A 22663-nucleotide genomic window follows, 5' to 3' on the forward strand; every position below is an offset into this window, starting at 1 on the left:
GTCATACGCTCCGCACCATGCGCCACAGTCCCAGGCTACCGATAGCCTGCATTGCAAAGGCGGTGAGCAGCATGTGCTGACCGCTCGGATCCTGCCACACCTTGGTCAGGTAACTGGGGTTGGTGATCATGAAATAGCCCCCCACCAACAGTGGCAACACCGCCAGAACCACTGCCGTGATGCGGGTTTCACCGGTCAGGGCCTTGAGTTTCCGGGCACCTTGTTCACGCTCGCGAATCAGCACAATCAGGTTTTCCAGCAACTCACTGGCGCTGCCGCCGTAGCGATGGTTGACCTTCAATCCGAGGGCAAACATGCGAAATTCATTGCGTTCATACAGCTCGGCAAAATCCTCCACCGCATCGGGCAGACTCACCCCCAGGTGCACGTTGCGCGCCACCCGGCTGATGGCGCTTTTAAGCGGATCATTCGACGCCTCAATCGCGTGCAGCACCGCATCGGACAAGGTGCGGCCCGCCTTCAGGCTGCGCACACAGTGATCAAGTAACTGCGGCAATTGTTCGACCATGCGCCGCACCCGACGGTGGTATCGCCAGCTGACATAGAGTTTTAAAAGCAACGGCGGCAACAGCAGCAACAGGAGGAAAAAAACCCAGCCGCCCATCAGCCCGGCCAACACAGCGACAGCGCCCCATATCGCCAACCACAACCCCAGACGTTCCGAAGGACGGCCCATACCGGCCTGCAAAAAGGCCCGGTCCAGCCATGCCACACTCAGAGGTGTTTCCAGCGGTCGCGGCTGGCCCTCACCCAAGCGGTCCAGCACCCTGTTGGTTGCCGGGTCTCGCAATGCGCGGTAGACCAGCGTCAATGACATCACGAACATCAAAAAGCTGATCAGAAAAAGTATCAAGGCCGGGATCATGGGCGCGCCTCAGCCGTTTGCATTCAAAATGGGGTCACGACGCAATTTGTCACCTGCCGGGTTCAAGGCTTCGCGCATAAAGCCAAAACCGGTGCGTTTATCCAGCCGGAACAGGGTGTTGGTGACATAAACATCGTCACGTACCCCGACCACTTCCAGTACCTCACTGACGCAGCGCCGGCCATCCGGCATGCGGGTCAGTTGAATGATCACGTCCAGCGCGGCACAGATCATCTGACGCAAGGTTTTTTCCGCCACCGTACGCCCAGTGAGACCCACCAGGGTTTCCAGGCGCAGCAACGCATCTTGTGCGGTGTTGGCGTGCACAGTACTCATGGAACCGTCGTGACCGGTGTTCATCGCGGTCAGTACGTCGAGCACTTCAACACCCCGAATTTCGCCAAGGATGATGCGGTCCGGGCGCATCCGCAGGGCGTTGCGGATCAGGTCGCTGGATTTGACTTCACCGTGGCCTTCAGCATTTGGCGGCCGGGTTTCAAGACGCACCACATGGGGATGGCCGAGCTGCAACTCCGCCACGTCTTCGATGGTGACCAGACGTTCGTGGGGGTTGATCAACTGGCTCAGAATATTGAGCAGCGTGGTTTTACCGGTGCCGGTACCGCCGCTGATCAAGATGTTGCAGCGCTTGCCTACCGCTTCCTGGAAAAACTCGTAGATCGGCTGATCAATGGTCTGCATCGCCACCAGGTCGCTGCTTTTGAGCATGTCCTTGCGAAATTTCCGGATCGACAGGCAAGGGCCGTCCAAAGCAATGGGCGGAATGATGGCGTTGACCCGGCTGCCGTCAGGCATGCGCGCATCGACCATCGGCGAGGACTCGTCAAGGCGCCGGCCCAGCGGCGCCAGAATGCGCTGCATCACCCGCTCGACGTGATGATCGTCGATAAAGCGCAGATCACTTTGACTGAGCAACCCCTCGCGTTCGACAAACACCCGGTGCGGTCCGTTGACCAGAATCTCGGTCACCGCCGGGTCACGCAGCAGCACTTCCAGGGGACCGAAACCGGTCAGTTCGTCGACGATTTCTTCAGCCAGGCGCTCCATCTCGTAACGGGAAATGGCCAGATGCAGGCGCAACACGTATTCAGCGACCCGCTCGGTGACAAACTGCGACAGGACCTGGCGTGAATCTTCCAGCAGGTTCTTCCCGGTCTCCTCGATGGCATCAATGATATAGCGATGCAGTACCAGCTTCAGACCGTCATGGTCCGCACGCCCGTCCTTGTACAGGCCCGAGCCGAACAACTGTTCCCCGGTCATTTCGGCCCCCACAGGCGGTTGAGCCAACTAGCGGATTTGGCCGGTGACTTGCCCGGCAGTTGCGAACGCCTGGCCAGCCGCTCACCGAGTTTTTGCAGACCCTGGCTCAGGGCTTCCCGCGGGCCCAGCTCAAACAGAGTGATGCCTTGGTTTTTCGCATTGATCCGTAATTCGGGACTCGCCGGTAATGTGGCCAGTACTGGCAAGCCAAAGCTTTTGGCCAGTGCATCGGCATCGGGAGCCACGCCACGCATATAGCGGTCGACCAGTAACCCCGCGTGTTCGAGCTTCATGCCCTTGGTGCGCCATACACCCAGTACCTCCAGGTTACGCCGGCAATCGAGTACGTTTTGATCGGTGTAAAACAGCAACTTGTCGCAATGGCTGACAAAGGTGCGCAGTGCTTCGCTGTCAGGCTGGCCCGTCAGATTGACCACGATATGCTGGAAGTGCTGCCGCAAGGCGCTGAGCAACATATACAACTCGGCGGCGCTGGTCTGCTCCAGAGGCTCGTCGTTGTCGCTGTGCACCAGGATTCGCAAGCCTTCCGGCGTTTTGGTAAATGCACTGTCGATCAAGGTGCTGTCCAGGCGGCGTAGATGACGCAGGGCATCCCCAAAGAAAAACGAGCTCTCAAGGCTCAACTGCGTCAGGCCATCGCCACGGGGCACCCCCAGATCGAGGAACAGGGTTTTTTGATCATGCTTTTGCACCACCAGCCCCAGGTGGCAGGCGAGCAATGCACCGTCGGCATTGCATTGGGCACTGAACAGTACGGTCAGCCCCCCAAGCTCCGTGTTCGGAGTGACTGGCGGCAAGCGCTTGCTCAAGCGCCGTACCAGCCCGGCCACTTCACTGGAGCGCGAACCGTAGGCAACAAAGTCCCGCGCCCCGGCACGCATGGCATTGAGCACCAACTGGTTATCCATGCCATCGCCCAGGGCAACCACGGCCAGCATCGGCTTGGCTTCCAGCAGGCCCTCGATCAAGGCGCACTGAGACACGACTTTCTCGCGGTCCAGTCCTACAAAAACCAGGCCGGCGAAAGTGACATCAATCAATGCCAGCAACTCATCGAGACTGCTGGTGCCTGCGCCCACGACCTGGCCAAGTGGCGCCAGGGCGCCCTGCAGCCATTCAAGATCGGTATTGCTGCGCGTCAGCGCGAGAAAGGTCTGGCTCAGGCTTTGGCTCATTGTGACAACCCGCTACGGGTATTGAATTTACCGTTCTCAAGGAAATACAGGCGGTACCAGTTAGGGTCGTAATTACGCAGTTTTTCGCCGGGCATGGCTGGCAATTGCGCATTCACGGCAAGCGGCTGGACCAGATGCGGGGTCACAATCATCAACAGTTCTTTTTCTTCACTGCTGGTGTTGGAGTCGCGGAAAAATGCACCCAGGATGGGGATATCCCCCAGCCCCGGGAATTTGTTCACCTGGGCACTGTTACGCGAACTGATCAGGCCGCTGATCACAAAGCTCTCGCCATCGGCCAGGGAAATACTGGTGTCGGTACGGCGAACGTTAAGACCCGGTACTAATGTGCCGGCGATATTCACCGCATTGGTGTAGTCCAGCTCACTCACTTCGGGTGCGACTTTGAGCATGATGCGGTCACGTCCGACCACGGTCGGGGTCAGCGTCAGGCGGATACCGAATTCCTTGTACTCAATCGACACGTTGTCGCTGCCGCTGCTCGGGACCGGGATAGGCACTTCGCCACCCGCGAGGAAGGTTGCACTCTGACCGCTTAACGCCACCAGGCTCGGACGCGCCAGGGTGTAGGCAAAACCGCTGCCCTCCAGCGCGTTAATCATCGCCTTGACCCGGCCACCGCCGAAGCCGATGTTGAAATACTTGCCGTTAGCCACCGGGCCGCCGGTAATGATGTTTTCCGCACTGGAGATAAACGAACCGGGCGAGCCAAACAAAAAGTCTTTACCCATGCCAAAGATCTGGGTGCTGGCTTCCTGCATTTTGGTGCGATTGACTTCGACAAAGCGAATATCGGTCTGTACCTGGCTGGGCAGGGTCGGATCTGCCGAAGGCGGCAACGAAGCGCTGGTATAGCCGGTGGCGGCTTTGCCCTTGACGAACACCATGCTCTGACGCGGCGCCTTGGAGCAGGCGGTCCAGACCATCAGGCTGGTGGTTCCCGGCGCAACACCGGTGAGCAAAAAGGCGTTGCTGCCATTGGCGAGCACATCAGCCACGGCCGGGTCACCTACCGCAATACGGGTAATACTGACCGGCGAGTCCAGCGCTTGCTGGGCCCCCTGGGCCACTTCCAGTACCGAGGGTAACTGGCCGAGTGCAGCGCAATTATTTGAAGCAGCCAGTGCCATTTCAAATGGCAGGCTGCTTAAGATCAGCGTCCAGAAAGCTCGTTTGTACAGCGGAACGCAACGGTATCTCATGCTGGGCTTCCCTTGCAGATCATATTTTTATTGAGCGGGCCGTTGGGTGTTCTGACTGCCGCGAATGATTTCAATACCGCGCTCGCGCTGGGCCACGGGGTTACCTGCAACAGGTGCTCGCACCGGGCTGGCCATGGCTAACTGGTTAAACCGGTACAGGCTGCGCTTGGCGTTCTCAATATTGCTGGGCGACTCCTGCTGCCCTGCCCAGTACTTGCTCAAGCGCTTTTCCTCGGCGCTGCGTACGGCCAGACGCAAGGTACCTGCCTGAGTGGCAAGCATCAGTTGATTGATCAAGGGTTCTGGAACCGCCAGCACCGCGGTGCGCGCAGTGGCACGGCGTTGCGCTTGCTTGAGGGCTTCTTCGGCATTCAGCGGTGGACTGGCCAGTTGGCCATCGTTGGTCAGGCCCAACTCATCGCCCACGCTCAACACCCGTACGGCTGGCAGGACGATTTGCGCGGACTGTTGCGGATTGGCGGTGTCCTCACGCAAAAACAGCAGGATATCGACGTAATCACCCGGGGTTAACTGCCCTCCCGCGCCGGTCACTTCATCAATGGCCACGGCCAGTGCACGCTCATCAGGGCGAATCATGCGAGCCAGGGGCCCGCCCACTTCAAAACTCTGCTTGCTCAACCAGGTGCCCGCAGCAAGCGCTCGCCACGGGGTAAGGCCCACAGCCTGATCGATAGACGTCAGGCTGCCAACGGGTGCAGTCTGAAGTTTTTCCAGGGTCAGATCTTCGGCCGTCAAGGCCACATGGGGGGGAACATCACGGGCTAACACCACCACTGGCTGGCGGGTTGTATCCTCAACTGCGGCAACCTTCTGCTCGACCATCTGGGTCACCGGCACTTCGGCAACCGGCTGCTGACGGGTCAATACCAGCCCCCAATAACCGGCCGCGATGGCACCGATAAACAAAATGGCCGCCAATACCAGACTGCGTCGATTGTTCATTAATAAACTCCCTTTACAACTGCACACCGCAGGTCAAAAATAAATCATTCGCAATCAGGCAGCCGAACCCAATAACGCTGTTTGAACCGTTTCGCTATTTGAACGTAGCGCAGGCAAAGCAAAATGCCATTACCGGCTTTAAAAATCTCTATTTAATTGCGAATAGTTTGATTTACCACACATTTTCAGCGTTCTCATTTGGATTAATACTTTATGATTAGTGCTTTTTTACAGTTGCTTGAAAGTTATTTATTGCCAATGCTGTACTGGCAGATGGAAATCACGCAACTTTGAAGTTAAGCGGTGCCCGACCGGTGCACTAAGGAGATATCAGATGTTTTTAAATACTGTTCTGAAAGTGTACGTGCCGACCCAACTTTTCGTGGCGCGCCAGGTCAAATTATTTGCACAACGCACCGAGGGCGCTTCAGGTATTGAATACGCACTTATCGCGGGCATGGTCGCCGTGGCAATCATCACCTTCGTCACGCCTATCAAAACGGCAGTGACATCGATCTTCCAGGCTATCTCTACTGAACTGACTTCTGTCGCCGGCTAAAGAGTGTGAGTATTTCTTCTTCCCGCCAACAGCTTCTCCTAGTGGATGACGAAGAAGATGCACTGCTGGAGTTGACCGAACTGCTAGAGGGCGAGGGCTTTTGTTGCTATACCGCAACATCAGTCAAACTCGCCCTTTTGCAGTTGACCCGACATCCGGACATTGCGCTGGTCATCACCGACCTGCGCATGCCGGAAGAGAGCGGTATTGAACTGATCAAACGTCTGCGTGAACACACTTCGCGCCAGCACTTACCGGTGATTGTCATTTCCGGACATGCCGACATGGACGACGTAAGCGACCTGTTACGTTTGCAGGTACTGGATCTGTTCCGTAAACCCATCTACCACGTGCGCCTGCTCGACACCCTCGACAACCTCTTCCCGAAGCTCTAGCCGGCTGCGGCCTGCTGTGGCTCCTTGCCCAAGAATCTGTGGTTGTCTGATTGGCCACGGTTTGTGTATGTCACTCATACTCTTTGCAGCACAGACAATGCAGCTCACTCTAGTGAACTGCATTGCCCACTGGTCAGCGGGCATTTAATGTCCATGCACCTGGAACGCCTGGATTCGAAAGCGCTCTGCTCTGATGTCAGAGATACATTTCATTGGTCCAGACATCACAACCCCACAGGATTTCATGAACAATCTGTCACTTGGTATTAACGCCTTATATAACAACCTCCACAAAACTAAAAACAGGCATGAAAACAAACAAGATATATAAAATAAAAAGCCCCGCGAACAGGGCTTCTCACTAAAGTTATTACACTATTTAATATACTTTAGCTTCTTCCAGGCATTCTCCCGAATCTTGTAACCTCGGGCGTTTTGCATAAACAGCCCCGCCGCCCCTCGTATTTCCCCCATAGCCGCAGCCCTTGTTGCTCGCATCACTGCACCACGCTGAACTCAACGCGCGCGGTTTGTCCGCTTTGGTCAAGCACGCTCAGCTCATAACGGCCCACGTGTTCAAGTGTGGTGTTGAGCGCAGCCTGATGCTCGCTGTCCCCCAAGGGTGCGCCATTGAGGAACCACCAGCGCCGACCGTCGCCACCCAGGGCAGAAACGCTGAGCCGCAGCGCAGCCTGACTTGCTGCTGGACGTCGCAGCCGGTCGCCATCGCGAACCCCTGCAATCGACAGCTCTGTTACCGAGCTCAAGGGCGGCGGCGGGCATTGCGTCGAGGCCATCGGCAGCCGTGCTTCACGCCGCTCAATGCGGGGCAACCAAGGCTCAAGCGGTGCTGGCCAGAGCGCCACTTCACGCATCTGCGCGGTGCTGCATTGCGGGCCGACCCGCAAGCCCCGGGCATCGACCCAGATTTTCTCCCGCAACCCCACGCCCAACGGCTGATCGGCGGCGAGCAACGTCGGCGGCGTGGTGTGATCCAGGGTCCAGGCAAAGCGCTGACGCCGGCAATCGGGGTCCCTTTTGCTCAATGGCTGGCCCAGCGGCCAGCAAATAGCGGCCACTGCGACTGTATCCGGCACCGGCTCCACGGGGGTAACAATGCCGCGCTGGCTGTCGCGATTGCTCAGCACATCGTGGACTTGCAACATCAACGGCGCCGCCGACGCCAGGCCAAACTGTCCGGGCACCGGCGTGCCATCCGGGCGCCCGACCCATACCCCGATCAAGTAACGCGGCCCGACCCCAATGGCCAGCGCATCACGAAAGCCATAGCTGGTGCCTGTCTTCCAGGCCAGCGACGGACGCTGTACCAGTTCGGCATGGGGGTCGCGATCCGGTCGCGCTTGCCCGCTGAGAATGCGCCGGATGATCCACGCCGAACCGGGGGACAGCATGCGCCGCTCGCGCAGTTCATCCTGGGGCTGCAACCGCAGTCGGGCGCTTTTGCCGCCACGGGCCAGTGCGCTATAGCCGCTCACCAGGTCCTCCAGGCGGCTCCCGGCGCCGCCCAGAATCAGCGCCAGACTGGGCTCGGCCAACGCCGGCAGGCTCAGCGGCACGCCGCCGTTGCGCATGTCTGCGGCAAAGCGTTTGGGCCCATAGGCCTCAAGTAACTGCACCGCCGGCAGGTTCAGCGACAGGGCTAACGCCGAGCTGGCCGATACCGGGCCACTGAACCCCATGGAAAAGTTGCCCGGCCGGTAATCGCCATAACGCCGGGGTACATCCTGCAACAGAGACTCGGAGTGAATCAGCCCGGCGTCCATCGCCATGCCGTACAGGAACGGCTTGAGCGTGGAGCCTGGCGAGCGCATGGCGCTGATCATGTCGACATGGCCAAAGCGTCGCGCATCGTTGATATCGACCGAGCCCAGATAGGCCCGCACGGCCATGTTGCCGGTTTCGACAACCACAATGGCGGCCGAGGTGTGCTCGGGCAAACGGGCGCACCAGCCCAGGAGCAAGTCTTCAAGGCGACGCTGCAAACTGGCGTCAATGGTGGTACGAATCAGCGGCGGGCTATGGGGCCGGTTTAGCCGTCGCGCCAGCAGCGGGGCCAGACTCGGTTCCAGCCGCGGGGCCAACAACAGAGGTTCTTCAAGCGCCTCGTTGACCGCCGACTGTGGCCACACCTGATACTCGGCCAGACGCCGCAGTACCTTGTCCCGCGCCACTTGCGCCCGCCCCGGGTGACGGTCGGGGCGCAGCCGGCTGGGCGCCTGGGGCAGCACCGCCAGCAGCGCCGCCTCGGAGCGCGTGAGCTGCTGCGGCGATTTGCCAAGGTAAGCCCAACTGGCCGCGGCCACCCCTTGCAGCGTGCCGCCGAAGGGCGCGCGGTTGAGGTACAGATTGAGGATCTGATCCTTGGACAGATGCCATTCCAGCTGTGCCGTGCGCCACAACTGCCGAGACTTGCCAAGCAAGGTGCGCTCATGGGGATCGAGCAGGCGTGCCACTTGCATCGACAGCGTGCTGCCGCCCGACAACACCCGGCCACCGCTGAGGTTCTGCCAGACGGCGCGGCCCAGGGCCAGCGGATTGACCCCTGGATGCTGATAAAACCAGCGGTCTTCGTAGGTCAGCAACGCCTCGAGGTAATACGCCGACACCTCCCCCGTCTGCACCGGGTAACGCCACACCCCATCGGCGTCGGCAAAACGCCACAGGGGCGTGCCGTCTTCGGCCAGCACCACACGGGCCAGGCCATCTTCAGGCAAGGGCAACGGCCAGATCCGGTCTGCCAGCCACAGCAACGCGCACACCAGCACCACACTGGCGATGCTCCAGCCCAGTATTTTTCCAGTTCTAGAACCCACTAACATTCACTCGCTACGCAACTTTGCATCATGACTGGTTGCCCAATGGGTATCTCTGGCACAGTTGCCATCTTATTGATCGGGACATACCCATGCACGTCGAAAGCTTTGTTGGAAACCTGGGCCTGTGGCTAGGTACTTTTGTCCGTTTTATCGTAGAGAGCCTGAACGGCCTGTTCACTGCCATCACCCAGGCTGGCAGTAACTTCATCGACGGCATGGCCCGCGCGCTGGGCATGGACACATCGATCGTGAGCATTGCCGTGCTGGTGATCGGCCTGCTGTTTTTGTACAGCGCCGTACGCGCGTTCATGCGTGCCTCGATCATTGCCGGGGTGATCTGGTTACTGCTGGGGTTGTGGGTGCTGAGCTGGATTATCAGCTAACTACCCAACCCTTGCAGGAGCAGCCGGTCGACGCTCGATGGCCTCGCGATCTTTTGATCTTGAAAAGCTCGCGAGGCAATCGAGCGTCGACCGGCTGCTCCTACAGGTCAGGTCAGGTCAGGGTCAGCGGCCCTTGATCACCATCTCCCCCGGGGTCTCGCCCACGGCTTGCCAGTTGGGGCGATACATCGACTCCACTTGCGGCGGCGGTACCCGGTAGGTCCCCGGGGTCACGGCGCGGGCCAGGTACAACAGGTGCGTGGTGCCGGAACCTTCCAGCTTCAGCGCAGCCACGTAGCGATCATCCCGATACTCCTGATGTTGCACATTGGCGTTCTGCATCGACTCGCGCCATTGCTTGACCTGGGTACTGGCATTTTCAAGACTCGCGGCACTTTGCCCAAGGTTCTGGTTTTCCAGCTCCAGACCCGCAGGCAGCAAATCCACCACCAGCGCGTCAGGTACCTGCTGCCTGGCCGTCACCGCCAGATGCACCAGCACCAGATCGCCACTTGCCAGGCTGTCGATATTCAACGGCTCGCCATTCATGCCCAGGTAGTCGCGACGAATGCTCATGTTCTCGCCACCCGCCAGCGGCGCCTGCTGTGGATAACCGGAAATCGTCAGCTGTTGATAAACCGCTTCGCTACCTTCATTGCGCAGGGTCAGCGGCGTGTCCAGCAACGCCCCGTCCAGCTTGAGCCCCGGCTGGCTGTTGTTCAGCTCTCGAGTCTGGCTACCGCTGGCCAGCGTGGCCGTCCAGCTGGCTTCAGGCTTGCCCAGCAAATTACGTCCCGCCAGGAACAGAGAATTACTCTCCTGAGTCGACAACCATTGGCTGGCCGCCAGTTGATCTGACAAATCAAACAAGCGCTGTTCACGCTGGCCGCCGAGCAGATTGTTCTCTTCCAGCAGCGCCAGTATCAGCGCCTGATCACGCAGCGGACTGCCATAATCCCCCAGCCACTGATCGCCCTTACGGGTGGCCGCCAGACCGGCCACCAACGCCTGATCGGCCCGCGGCTGATCGCCCATCTTCTGCAGGGCAATGGACAGTTGCACCAGCGGCAACCCGGATCGGGCATCGCTGCGCCGTTCAAAGATGCCGCGTAACGCCCCCAATGGCGCCTGTTGGCTGCGGGCCAGAACCAGCGCGGCATAGGCTTGCACCGCAAAGCGGGTGTGATCGAGGTTGTCGCTGTAATCCGCCTCGATCAGGTTGCGCTCCTGCACGTAACGCAGCAGGCGCTCGCTGGCTTTTTTCAAGGCTTCAGCCGGCACCGCGTAGCCCTGGTCCCGGGCACGCAGCAGGAAGTCGGTGACGTAAGCGCTCAGCCAGTACTCTTCTTCACCGTCAGCCCCCCACAAACCAAAGCTGCCGTTAAAACGCTGCATCCCCAGCAGGCGCTCGATACCGAGTTCGATCTTGCGCTTGCGATCGGCATCCGGTTCGCCTTCAAGGCCCAGCCGCTTGAGCAACGCCGCATCTGCATAGAGCGCAGGGTACAGGCCGCTGGTGGTTTGCTCCGAGCAGCCATACGGGTACGCCTTGAGTGCGCGGATTTGCTCACCCAGGTTCAGCGGCGGCCGGCTCGACAAACTCAGCAAGGCTTCACGCCCCGCCGGTTCAAAGGCTTGCAGCGCATCTTCCGGCAGGCTCCAGGGCTGATCCTTGAGTACCGCGCGGTAATGCTTGAGCATCGCCGGGTACGCCGGGCGTATACCCAGGGTCCATTCGCGGGTGAACGGCGCCAGTGTTTCCCCTGGCAGTTCTAGGCCATTGACCGTGACCTTGACCGCTCCGGTGCCGAAACCGCCCAGGGCCTTGACCGGGATCTGCAAGGTGCTGCGCTGGCCGGGGCTCAAGGTGACAGGTTGCGCGGCAGTGCCCGACAGGCTCAATTGGCCCCGGGTCTCGAGTTTGACCTCAAGTATCTGCGGCTTGTCGGTGAGGTTGGACAGGTCCAGCGCTAACCGGGTCTCATCCCCCGGGGCCAGAAAGCGTGGCGCCGCCAGCTCTGCCACCAGGGGTGCGGCGACCACGGTTTTACCTTCGGCCATGCCATAGCTGTCATCGCTCCAGACTTGCGCCATCAGGCGCAGCTCGCCGTTAAAGTCGGGAATATTGACGCTGACTTCACCTTCACCCTGCTCATTCAGGGTCACGGGTACGCTTTGCAGCGCCACGATGTTCACGCTGGTGGCTGGCCGCTTGCCGCCTTTGGCCAGCGCCGCATCACCGCCGAACGCCAGGCTGGCCAGACGGCCCTGCCCGGCTTCGATCAACTGCCCGTAAATATCCAGCTGATCCGCGCCGTAGGCCTTGCGCCCGAACAGGCTGGTGTAGGGATCAGGGGTCGGGTAGCCGGTAATATTCAGCACACCCACGTCCACCGCTGCCAGCAGTACATGGGCCTGTTCGGGAATGCTGCCATCGGCGTTTCTGGCGGTAAATTTCACGCTCAACGGCTGCTTGGGACGCATTTTTTCGGGCGCATCAAGGGTCAGCGCCAACTTGCGCGCCGTGCGGTCGAGCGGCAGATGCAGCACGCCCACGGCCCGCTTGGGCGTGATATTGGTCTTGCGCTCGCCCGGGCGGATAACCAGCGCGCTCACGTACAGATCGTGACGGGCCCACTTCGGATCGAGTTTGATATCGAAGGTTTTGCCTTCGGCCGGCACCTCGATTTCTTCCCACCACAGCGGGCCATCACTGCCTTCAAGCAGCAGGTAACCCTTACCGGCTGCGGGCGGCGTAACCGTTACCCTGGCGGTGTCACCATCGGCATAGGCGGCCTTGTCCAGCACCAGCTTGACCTGATCGGGGCGCACGGCGCCGCCTTCGGCATTGTCCTGGGCGCGATAGCCGGCCCAGAAACGCAAGCTGCTGATCAGCCCGGTTTGCGGGTCTTCAACTTCAACCCGGTATGGGCCCCACTCCACCGGGAAACTGACCTTAGCCGTTTCTCCGGCTTTAACGCTGACGGTTTCCTCGTTGAGATTGAGAAATTTCTCGTTGTAGTGATAGCTCCAGCCGTCGTTGTCCGAGTAGTTCCAGTAGTAATCGCGGCGCTCACGCACCAGCCTTACCTTGAGGTTTTCAGCGGCCAGTTTGTGCCCTTCGCTGTCAGCCACCAGTAACTCGAACTCCGCCGGGCCATCGCCATCGGTTTCAGTGCCGGCAAACAGACCGCGCACCCCCGGCAAGCGCTCGGCGGGCCACACGGGTTGCACCAGACGCCGGGTAATCGGGCGCCCGCCCGACTCCTGCAAACTGGCTTGCACTATCAACTGCAGCGGCGATTTGGCATCGCTCCACTGGCTTTCCAGGCTGATGGTTTCCTGGCCTTCAGCGTTCAGCACGCTTTCGTCCAGCTCCAGATCCTGGGTCAGTTCCGGCTCTGTCACTGAGCCGAACTGATAACCCGGCAAGGCACTGACCGCATCACGCAATGGACGCACATAAACCTGGCCGCTGAGGCGATTGCCTGACGCCGGGGCGCCGTACAAATAACGACCGCTGACTTGAATTTCTGCGGTCTGATCAGGGCGCAGCGGTGCGTCACTGCCCTTGAGTTCCAGCGCCAGGCGCTCGGGCAGGAAGTCTTCAACCTGAAAGTCATACCACAGCGGCTGGCCGTCCCCCAGATCAAAGATCAGTAGCCAGCGCCCGGTCGGCGCCTCCTCGGCCAGTTGCAACGGGTACTGATATAAACCGGAAGCATCGGGCGACCAGACAAACTTGCGGCTGACCTCATTACCCGGACGACGCACCTCGACACTCACCGGCTGCGGCTTGACCGGTCTGCCGTCGCGGTCGCGCAACAAGGCATTGAGCAGCACGGTTTCGCCGGGGCGATACAGATCACGCGGGCCAAACACAAAAAATTGCAGCGGGTGAGCCTGCGGACCGCCAATGTCGAATTCGGCCAGATCCAGCGCCGCGCTGTTCAAACGCAGCAAACTGGTCTGGTCGCCCTGACGCGCCACCAGCACTTCAGCGTCGGACGGCAACGCCAGTTCCGCGTGCCCTTGTTTATCTGTCTTGCCCTGGGCCAGCATCTTGCCCTTGCGGTCAAGCAACTCCAGATCCACATTGGCCAGTGCGCTGCCACCTTCCAGCGCCTGGGTGAACACATCCAGACGCTTCTGATAACGATGTACGGAAAGGCCGATATCGCTGAGGGTGAACAACGTTGCAGGTGTCGAATAGTTGTAACTGCCGGACGCCTTCATCACCGCCAGGTAAACCCCCGGCTGCTGCAAAGGCTTGACCCCGGAAATCGGCAGGATCAACGTCTCACGGGTATTGCGTGCCGGGTTCAGGTCAAAGCGAGCGCTGTAAACCAGATCGGCCATGCTCAGCAGATCCTTGGCGTCGTAGCTTTGCAGGCTGCTGTTGCCGCCCCAGCGGCTAAGAAAGTTCGGTAACGATTCGGGTTTGACCCGGAAGAACTCGACATCCACCTTGTCGACGTTCAACGCGATCACCGGCAAGCCTTCAGCCAGGCGGGTGGGTAACAGGTTGCCACGGCTGGCGAAGCCGACAGTGGGCTGCAAGTCACGGGTTTCCAGGCGGCTGACGTACTCGGCGGCGAGCCTGGTGTCGTTGACACCGCGCAGGCCGGGATCGACGGTAAGGATCAACTTGCGCTGCGGCTCCAGGTGCCGCAAACGCAGTTCCATCAGGTTGTCCGACAGCTCCCAGGCGCCATCGACCTTGCCGGATTTAGCGTCAACCAGATGCAATTTTTCGGCGAAGTTCTGCTCCGGGTCCAGAGGCACCGAAAAACTCACGGACAAGGTGCTGGCGCCGTCCAGTTGTACTTCGGAAACATCCACCACACTCAACTCGCGTCCGGCATAGCGCTCGGCCAGTACCTTGACGTCCGGTTTGGCCGCCTGGACGCTGACAGCCGGTGGCGCCCCGGGCTTGTCGGTTGACGATGAATCACAGGCGCTCAGCAGTGCCAGCGCACAAGCCAGGAACAGTCCTTTGTTAAGCATGGTGTACTCGTTGACTAGGCATTGAAGGGAATGACTATATATCAGCGCGCCATGAACTACTGACGCACCGGTCAGATTGACCGTTAAACGGGCGATTGGTTGCGCTGCCCCATGAGCAACACAAAAACGCTGGGAGCTGGCTCGCCAGCGATGCAGGCGCCCCGGTTTTCCGGGTGTTGATGCCATCGCCGGCAGCCGGCTCCCACGGTGGAACTGCCCTGAACTGAAACCCGCCTCCCACACAAATTCTGCGGCCCCGCTACAATGCACTCCCCCAAGGAGCCTGCATGTCTTCCCTATTAGCTGACTGGCGTGACCGTCCTACCCATCGCCGGGTGTGGGCGCTAGCAGCACCGATGATTTTGTCGAACATCTCGGTGCCGCTGGTGGCGCTGGTCGACAGCACTGTAATCGGCCATTTGCCCCACGCCCATCAACTGGGTGCCGTGGCCGTAGGCGCCAGCCTGTATATCTTTCTGGCCTGGATGATGGGCTTTTTGCGCATGGGCACCACCGGCTTCGCCGCGCAGGCCGCCGGGCGTGACGATGGCACCGCGCTGCGGCAAATCCTGGTGCAAGGCTTGCTGCTCAGTGTGCTGTTGTCGATGCTGCTGGGGGCGATAGCTGTCCCCTTCAGCGGCCTGGCCTTGAGCGTGATGCAACCGTCCGCCGAGTTGCATGCCCTGACCCTGGATTTCTTCCATACCCGCCTGTTTGGCCTGCCCGCAGCTTTGGCAAGCTATGCGCTGGTGGGCTGGTTTCTGGGCACGCAAAACGCACGGGCGCCGCTGGCCATTCTGCTGACCACCAACCTGGTCAACATAGCCCTTAACCTGTGGTTTGTCCTCGGTCTGGACTGGGGCGTAGTCGGGTCGGCCCGGGCCTCGGTGATTGCCGAGTGGAGCGGCGCGCTACTCGGCCTGTGGCTGACCCGCGGCGCCCTGGGCAAATTCCCGGGCACGGTCATGTGGGCCGCCTTGCGGGTATGGCACAACTGGAGGCCGCTGCTGGGGGTCAACCGCGACATTTTCATTCGCAGCCTGATGCTGCAACTGGTGTTTTTTTCCATCACCTTGCAGGGCGCCCGGCTGGGGGATGCCACCGTGGCGGCCAATGCGCTGTTGCTCAATGGCTTGCTGCTGGCCGCCCATGCGCTGGATGGCCTGGCCCATGCCGTGGAGGCACTGTGCGGGCATGCCATCGGCGCCCGTGATCGCCTTGCGCTGCGCCGTTCGATGGTGGTTGCATGCGGCTGGTCATTGATGGCCAGTACCGCGTTTGCGCTGCTGTTCCTGTTTGGCGGGCATCTGTTTGTCGAAATGCAAACCGACATTGCCAGCGTGCGGGAAACCGCCTTCCAGTACTTGCCGTATCTGGCGCTGTTGCCGCTGATTGCGGTGTGGAGCTACTTGCTCGACGGGCTGTTTATCGGCGCCACCCGCGCCCGGGAAATGCGCAATGCGATGCTGATCAGCGTCGTTATCGCCTTCCCCGCAGCCTGGGCGCTGCACGGTTATGGCAACCATGGCCTGTGGATCAGTTTTCTGCTGTTTATGGTGCTGCGCAGCCTGACCCTGGGGGTGTATGCGTGGAAGATGCAGCGCAAGGATGAGTGGTTTACTCCAAGAGCGTGATCCGGATCAGTGATCACTGACGAACTCGCCAATGTTATCCAGCACCGGGGCCAACCAACGTAACGGACGTGAAAGCGCCGCCACCAGGGTTACGTGGCTGGTGCGCGTGAAATAGAGTTCCTGAACCGGCACCCCGGCGCCCCGCAACGCAGTCGCCAGCCCCCCGGTATTGCGCGTCGGGTTGACCAGCGTGTCCGTCCTGGCGGCCATCAACAAGGTCGGCGGCGCCTGGCGGCTCACGTGCCGCACAGGCTGCGACTCGGGTGGGGAGTCCGGGTAGAAAAATACTGGCCGCACCGCTTCGTCCTTGATCGGCAAAAAGTCATAGGGCCCGGCCAGGCCAATCCATCCGCGCAAACTGGCAGGACTCATACCTACAGCCCGTAACCACTGCGGATCAAGGGCAAGCATTGCTGCGTTGTACGCCCCGGCGCTGTGGCCCATCAAAAACAGACGCTGCGGGTTGCCGCCATATTGTGCGATGTGTTGATAAGTCCAGCCTGTGGCCTGGGCGCTATCTTGCAGAAACTGCGGATAACGCACCTGTGGATAAAGTCGGTAATCGGCGATAACCGTGGTTATCCCCCGCGAAGCCAATGCTTCACCGACAAACAGGTAATCGCTGCGCGAGCCGCTGTTCCAGCTGCCGCCATAGAAAAAAATCACCACGGGGGCTCCGGGGGCGGGCTGCCTGGGGCGATAGATATCGAGGGCCTGCCGCGGGTCTGCGCCGTAGGCAATATCACGGGTCATGTCGAAGCTGGAGGTCGGGGTCAGGCCGTTGATGATGCGTACCGGCGAGCAGGCGCTGAGCACCCAGCCCATCAGCCCGGCGCAAGCCAGTCCCGCTGCCCCCTTGAAGCTGATCAACATGGGGTACGACCTCCGGGCAAAAAAAAACGCTGACCTGCACACATGGCACAGATCAGCGTAGTTCAGTCACCGGAGACCTGGTCGGGCTATCAGTGGCTCGACAGGTACGACGAACGGGTCAGGCCAAGACGCAGTGCATCGAGGTACTGGGTACGCTCTTTGGCACTGATGTTGGCGCTGGCCACTTTGTCGCGGTAGTGGTTCATCAACTCTTCCGGCGACAAGTGCACGTAGCGCAGCATGTCCTCGATAGTGTCGTGGGTCTCGATCCCGGCGTGGTACACGCTGCCGTCGTCGTTCTGGTAGATGTTCACCGAGTCGGTATCACCGAACAGGTTGTGCATGTCACCTAGGATTTCCTGGTAAGCGCCCACCAGGAAGATACCCAGCAAGTAATCCTCGCCTTCATTCAGCCCGTGAACCGGCAGGCTGGTTTCGATGCTCTGCTCGTCCACGTACTGCTTGATCTTGCCGTCGGAGTCGCAGGTCAGGTCTTGCAGTACGGCGCGGCGCAGCGGCTCTTCATCAAGACGGTGCAACGGCAGAATCGGCAGTACCTGGCCAATCGCCCAGGTGTCCGGCAGGCTCTGGAAAACCGAGAAGTTGCAGATGTACTTGTCGGCCAGCTTGTCGTTGAGTTCGTCGAGCACCTGGCGATGGGAACGCTGACGCGCTTTCAACGAGTTGTGCAAACGACGGCACACGGCGAAGTAGCACTGCTCGGCCAGGGCTTTTTCAGCCAGGGTGATTTTGCCGTCGGCGTACTGGGCAGCGATGTCGCTCATGTAGTGCGTGGCGCGCCAGTAGGTTTCGGTGACCATTTCAATATCGGTCGGGCCCAGCAGGTCCACCAGCCATTGCACGGTCTCGGGCAGGATGTCCTTGTTCTCGATTACCGGTACGTCGTCGTTGTGCTTCTCGACGTCGGTCACCTGCACCACCAGCATGGCGTGGTGCGCGGTCAGGGAACGGCCGCTTTCCGAGAAAATGTTCGGGTGCGGCAGGTTTTGCGCATCGCAGAACTCTTTGAGCATGCCTACGACAACGCCGGCATAGTCGTCCATGTCGTAGTTGATCGAGCTGGCGTTGCGCGAATGCGTGCCGTCGTAATCCACCCCCAGACCGCCGCCCACGTCGATGTGGTCAACCGGCAGGCCGAGGTTGCGCAGTTCGCCGTAGTAGCGGATCGCTTCCTTGAAACCATGCTGGTAGTCCGCCAGGTTGGCGATCTGCGAGCCCATATGGAAGTGCAACAGACGGATGCCCTGATCCAGACCGGCCACCCGGAAGCGCTCAACCACCGACAGCAACTGCGCGGCAGACAAACCGAACTTGGATTTCTCACCGCCGGTGTCAGCCCACTTGCTCGATGCCAGGGACGACAGGCGCACGCGCAGGCCAACCTGTGGCTTGACCTTGAGCGAGGCAGCTTCTTCGATCACCAGGTCTACTTCGGATTCTTTCTCGATCACGATAAACACGTTGTGACCGAGCTTCTGCCCCATAAGCGCCAGACGAATGAACTCGCGGTCCTTGTAACCGTTGCAAACGATGGTGCCACCCTTGGGGGCCAGCGCCAGCACGGCCAGCAGCTCAGGCTTGGAACCTGCTTCAAGGCCGATCGACACGTCTTTGGTGGCGATGATGTTTTCGATCACGGCTTCTTGCTGGTTAACCTTGATCGGGTACAGCGCGGTGTACTTGCTCTGGTATTCCAGACGCTCGATGTTGGCATCGAAAGCGCCGGTCAGCTGACGTACACGGTCTTGCAAAATATCGGGAAAACGCACCAGCAATGGCAAGGACAAGCCACTTTTGCGCAGTTCGTCGACTTGCTCGTACAGATCGATGGGCGAGCTGTTCGGGCCGTTCGGACGTACTTCTACGCGACCGGCTTCATTGATCGCGAAATACCCGGCCCCCCAATGGCGAATCCCGTAAACACTGCGGCTGTCCGCAACTGTCCATTGGCTGCCATCGTCTTTGCGTGTGCGTCGTACGGACATCGAAGTCCCCTATAAAGAAGTCAAATAGCCCAACCTGAAGGCAGGCTGGCGCAGTCTAAAGAGTAAATATGAAGATTAGTCTGCGCAGGGGTAGACCCTGACAACAGCGCGGAGTTTAGAAACCGGTCAGAACAGGCTCTGTGAAAACCATGGCGAGCGACAAAAAGCACTTGGCGGTGGTCTTCACAGAAGCTGCTAGCCGCCGGACTTCTTGGCTTTGAACCCGTGTTTGAGCAGTTCGGCCAACAGCAATTCGACGTGATCGCCCTGGATCTCGATGATGCCGTCTTTCAACGCACCACCGGTGCCACAGCGTTTTTTCAACGTCGTCGCCAAATCCTTGAGCGCGTCTTCCGCCAGCGGCACTCCGGTCACAGTGGTGACTGTCTTGCCGCCACGGCCCTTGCTTTCGCGACGTACGCGAGCAATGCCATCGCCATCGGGGATACGGGTTTGTTTGCAGGTACAGGCGTCCACCGGCTGACGACAGTCCGGACAGTGACGACCTGCGTCGGTGGAAAATACCAGGCCACCAAGGGCGGCGAAGGATGCGGCTTTTTTGGCCACCGGCAATCCTCATATGGAGGACAAAAAATTGGCCGGTGCCTGACGCTGTTGCGCCAAGGAGTACCGACCGCGAAGCCCCACTCTGGCAGGGGCAGCGCAACTCAGGCGGGAAAACCGCTTGAGTCTGAAAAAGGTCGCGCAGTGTAACGACAAATGCGCTGCTGCCCAATAGCCAATCGGCGGCAATTTATAAACCAGTCAACCGTAACTTTGCAGGAGCGAGCTTGCTCGCAAGCTTTTAACCTCAACCGCTCGCCCCTACGGCTTGATCTGCGCCAGATAGCGCTTGAGGGCTGCCAGCGAATCCGGGCAAAAAGGCTGTTGCTGACTCAGGCGCAATGCCTCGGCCACCGACATGAAGCAGGCCTGCTGCACCTCTTCAGGCTGCACCTGCAACGGGCCATCCCACACGGCGGAAAAAACGGCGCACCACAGGTGATTTTGTTCGCCTTCGAAGTAAAAGCGTTCATGGGCCGTCAGCGATACGCCGCTCACCCCCAGCTCTTCTGCAAGTTCACGGGCTGCCGACTCGGCGTAGCTCTCATCAACCCCCACCATGCCACCCGCCGCCACATCCCAGAACCCGGGATACAGCGCTTTGCTCAGGGTGCGCTGATGCACGCACAATTCACCGGCAGAGTTGAACAGCAAAATGAAAGTGCCGCGCCCGATCAAGCCCTGCTCACGCAATTGTTGTCGGGGCAAGCCGCCCAGCAGCCGGTCTTGAGGATCAACCCAGGCCACCATTTCGAGATCAGAGGCCGCACGGTGTGCGGCCTCCAGCGCAGAAATCGGCATCACTCAGCCCTGGGACAGCAATTGTCGAAGGTCCATGACCGCCGCGTTGGCGCGGGAAATATAGTTGGCCATGACCAGCGAGTGGTTGGCCAGAACGCCGTAGCCGCTGCCATTGAGGATCATCGGGCTCCAGACCGGCTCCTGGGCCGCCTCAAGTTCACGAATGATCTGACGCACACTGACCGTGGCATTCTTTTTCGCCAGCACGTCAGCGAAGTCGACTTCAATGGCCCGCAGCAGGTGCGACAGGGCCCATGCCTGGCCACGCGCCTCGTAGAACACGTTGTCGATTTGCATCCATGGGGTTTCTTCTATTTCTTCATCAACCACGGGTACCTGGCCGGGTTTCAGGCTTTCGGTCTTCAGTGCGCCATTGAGCTTGACCCGGCCGACGCTGGCCGACAAACGCTGCGACAGCGATCCCAGACGAGTACCCACATCGCCCAGCCAGTTGTTCAGGTTATCGGCGCGCGCATAGAACAGGGCGTTCTTCTGGTTGGGATCAGACAAGCGCGCCTGGTAGCGGCTCAGGGAGTTGATCCCTTCCTGGTACTCCGATTCGCTGGACGGCAGCATCCAGCTCTTGTTGTCGAAGTTGAAACGCGGTTCGGCCTTGGCCAGATCGGCGTCTTCGGCCGACTGCGATTGCGAACGGGCAAAGTCTTTACGCAAGCCGCGGGTCAGGTCACGCACCTGTACCAGCACGCCATATTCCCAGCTCGGGATATTGTCCAGAAACACGCCCGGCGGAAAACGGTCATTGGACAGATAGCCGCCCGGTTTATTGAGCAGGGTGCCGGCCACGGTTTTAAGGGTTTCAACGGTGGTGAAACCCGGAACCATTTGCTTGCCATCCCTCTCGGCAGCCAGCTGGGCGTTTTGCTGCACCGGGAACAAGTCCGGTTCCTGGCTCCAGTACCAGCCCAGACCCAGGCACACCACGACGAAGATCCCCACCAGCACGGCGATTGAGCGGCTAAACAGAATGCTTGTGAAATAGCCACGCGACGGGGCACGGGTCTCCCTGACCGACTCACGGGCACTGCTGCCCTCACGTTTTTTCCAGTCCAGCATGGCTATATCCTTTCAAATTCCAGGTTCAATCGTTCGACCACAACCCTACCTCATAGTGCCTAGGGTCTGTTGGCGTTTCATTGGCTACAGGCTTTTTAATCACGTGCGGGCCGTGCAGCTCGCAGGCGGGCCGCTCCGCCCGGCACTATAGAACAAGCACGGACGAGCCATGGTAAATATGGCTGCGCGGCTGTCAATTTCAAGCGGGACAGCCTGATTGGAAACCGGGAGACCGCCTCGAGCCGTGAATCCAGCAATCAAGGCAAATAGCCACTATTTATGCGGAATAGCCCCGCCCCGTCACATCGATGTCATACAAACGCCATAACTTCAGGCGCTTATTACTGCGTAGTAGGCAAAACCCCGCATGCGCCTGAAGCTGCTAACCAACTTGAACACCCTGTTACTGGTCGCCGTATGCCTGGCGCTGGGCGCCACCTTATGGTGGTCGCAGCGGGCGCTGGAGCGTCCGTTCCTGTTGATGGAGCGCTACCTGAGCCTGTCGCAGCTGTTTCAGAATCAAGTTTCGCGCAACATTGAAGACTACCTGGCCAGTGGCGATGCCGTGCGCCTGAGCGAGGCCAACAGCGCGCTGGACAGGCTCCAGACAGCGCTCGACTCACTGCCCCCTGCCCTGGCCCAGGCCTGGCGCCCCAGCCTTGAAGAGCTGAGCCACTTCAGCAACAACCAATTGCTGGCTGCCGGCAAACTGGCCGCAGACCCGCAAGCCCTGCTGCTGCAGGCTGAGCGCGAGCTGGCCGGCAACCTGGAACAGCTCAGCCAGTATGCCCGGCAGGCCAGCACCCCCGAAGCCCGCCTTTATTCTGCGCCGTTGCTGACTGGCGCCCTGCATCTGGCCAGACTGTCCCTGAGCCGGGACAAACTGGTGAGCAGCGCCCGCAGCGAGCTGGCAGGCGAGGTGGAACGCGAACTCGCCAGCATCCGGGCCCAGGCACAGCAGATCGACGCCATGCCCTT

At 60.0% G+C, this 22663-nt stretch carries 16 protein-coding genes; 4 read left to right on the forward strand and 12 right to left on the reverse strand.

Features of this window, described 5'->3' with window-relative positions:
- Position 1: 1 nt before the first annotated feature.
- Genes B195_RS20110 through cpaB form a run of 5 tightly spaced genes read right to left on the reverse strand, consistent with a single transcriptional unit; the run spans position 2 to position 5552 of the window.
- Positions 2–886, reverse strand: a complete 885-nt coding sequence (locus B195_RS20110) for a type II secretion system F family protein (RefSeq protein ID WP_003439260.1) — start codon at positions 884–886, stop codon at positions 2–4.
- Between the two features lie 9 nt (positions 887–895).
- The gene (locus B195_RS20115) at positions 896–2170 is read right to left on the reverse strand and encodes a CpaF family protein (RefSeq protein ID WP_003439258.1); all 1275 of its coding nucleotides are present in this window, start codon (positions 2168–2170) and stop codon (positions 896–898) included.
- Complete coding sequence (locus B195_RS20120; protein WP_003439255.1) at positions 2167–3366, reverse strand: pilus assembly protein CpaE; 1200 nt, start codon at positions 3364–3366, stop codon at positions 2167–2169. Before B195_RS20120 ends, B195_RS20115 begins: the two co-directional genes overlap by 4 nt.
- Positions 3363–4589 (reverse strand): type II and III secretion system protein family protein, encoded by a 1227-nt coding sequence (locus tag B195_RS20125; RefSeq protein WP_003439253.1) that lies wholly within the window; start codon positions 4587–4589, stop codon positions 3363–3365. The genes B195_RS20120 and B195_RS20125 overlap by 4 nt, the downstream gene beginning before the upstream one ends.
- Before the next feature lie 27 nt (positions 4590–4616).
- Positions 4617–5552: a Flp pilus assembly protein CpaB gene (gene cpaB, locus B195_RS20130; protein WP_003439251.1), complete on the reverse strand. Its 936-nt coding sequence runs from the start codon at positions 5550–5552 to the stop codon at positions 4617–4619.
- A gap of 334 nt (positions 5553–5886) precedes the next feature.
- Here cpaB and B195_RS20135 point away from each other — a divergent pair, with 334 nt between their 5' ends.
- A complete protein-coding gene (locus B195_RS20135; RefSeq protein WP_003439249.1) occupies positions 5887–6111 on the forward strand; it encodes a Flp family type IVb pilin in 225 nt (74 codons plus the stop codon).
- A gap of 5 nt (positions 6112–6116) precedes the next feature.
- Positions 6117–6506 (forward strand): response regulator, encoded by a 390-nt coding sequence (locus tag B195_RS20140; protein ID WP_191985160.1) that lies wholly within the window; start codon positions 6117–6119, stop codon positions 6504–6506.
- Between the two features lie 497 nt (positions 6507–7003).
- Here B195_RS20140 and pbpC read toward each other — a convergent pair whose 3' ends face one another.
- A complete protein-coding gene (gene pbpC / locus B195_RS20145; RefSeq protein ID WP_369826393.1) occupies positions 7004–9319 on the reverse strand; it encodes a peptidoglycan glycosyltransferase PbpC in 2316 nt (771 codons plus the stop codon).
- A gap of 113 nt (positions 9320–9432) precedes the next feature.
- Between pbpC and B195_RS20150 the strand changes: the two genes are divergently transcribed.
- Positions 9433–9726, forward strand: a complete 294-nt coding sequence (locus tag B195_RS20150) for a hypothetical protein (protein WP_003439243.1) — start codon at positions 9433–9435, stop codon at positions 9724–9726.
- A gap of 123 nt (positions 9727–9849) precedes the next feature.
- On the opposite strand, the gene B195_RS20155 is transcribed toward B195_RS20150, so the two are convergent.
- Entirely contained in the window at positions 9850–14733 is a 4884-nt protein-coding gene (locus B195_RS20155) for an alpha-2-macroglobulin (RefSeq protein WP_003439241.1), read from the reverse strand.
- A 287-nt stretch (positions 14734–15020) separates the two neighbouring features.
- Between B195_RS20155 and B195_RS20160 the strand changes: the two genes are divergently transcribed.
- Complete coding sequence (locus B195_RS20160) at positions 15021–16367, forward strand: MATE family efflux transporter (protein ID WP_003439240.1); 1347 nt, start codon at positions 15021–15023, stop codon at positions 16365–16367.
- 6 nt (positions 16368–16373) lie between these two features.
- Here the strand turns inward: B195_RS20160 and B195_RS20165 are convergent, their stop codons facing one another.
- The 5 genes from B195_RS20165 to B195_RS20185 all read right to left on the reverse strand — a co-directional run bounded on the left by B195_RS20165 (position 16374) and on the right by B195_RS20185 (position 21685).
- Entirely contained in the window at positions 16374–17240 is an 867-nt protein-coding gene (locus B195_RS20165) for an alpha/beta hydrolase (protein WP_003439238.1), read from the reverse strand.
- Positions 17241–17329: 89 nt separating this feature from the next.
- Positions 17330–19246 carry an arginine decarboxylase gene (gene speA / locus B195_RS20170; protein WP_003439236.1) on the reverse strand — a complete coding sequence of 639 codons (1917 nt, stop codon included), beginning with the start codon at positions 19244–19246 and terminating at the stop codon, positions 17330–17332.
- A gap of 195 nt (positions 19247–19441) precedes the next feature.
- Positions 19442–19813: a translation initiation factor Sui1 gene (locus tag B195_RS20175; RefSeq protein WP_003439233.1), complete on the reverse strand. Its 372-nt coding sequence runs from the start codon at positions 19811–19813 to the stop codon at positions 19442–19444.
- Between the two features lie 258 nt (positions 19814–20071).
- Positions 20072–20611 (reverse strand): NUDIX hydrolase, encoded by a 540-nt coding sequence (locus B195_RS20180; protein ID WP_003439230.1) that lies wholly within the window; start codon positions 20609–20611, stop codon positions 20072–20074.
- A gap of 3 nt (positions 20612–20614) precedes the next feature.
- Positions 20615–21685, reverse strand: coding sequence for a DUF2333 family protein (locus B195_RS20185; protein WP_003439227.1), 1071 nt, complete (start codon positions 21683–21685; stop codon positions 20615–20617).
- Positions 21686–22663 lie beyond the last annotated feature (978 nt).

This window comes from Pseudomonas sp. Lz4W, from assembly GCF_000346225.2.
Classification (GTDB): domain Bacteria; phylum Pseudomonadota; class Gammaproteobacteria; order Pseudomonadales; family Pseudomonadaceae; genus Aquipseudomonas; species Aquipseudomonas paraversuta.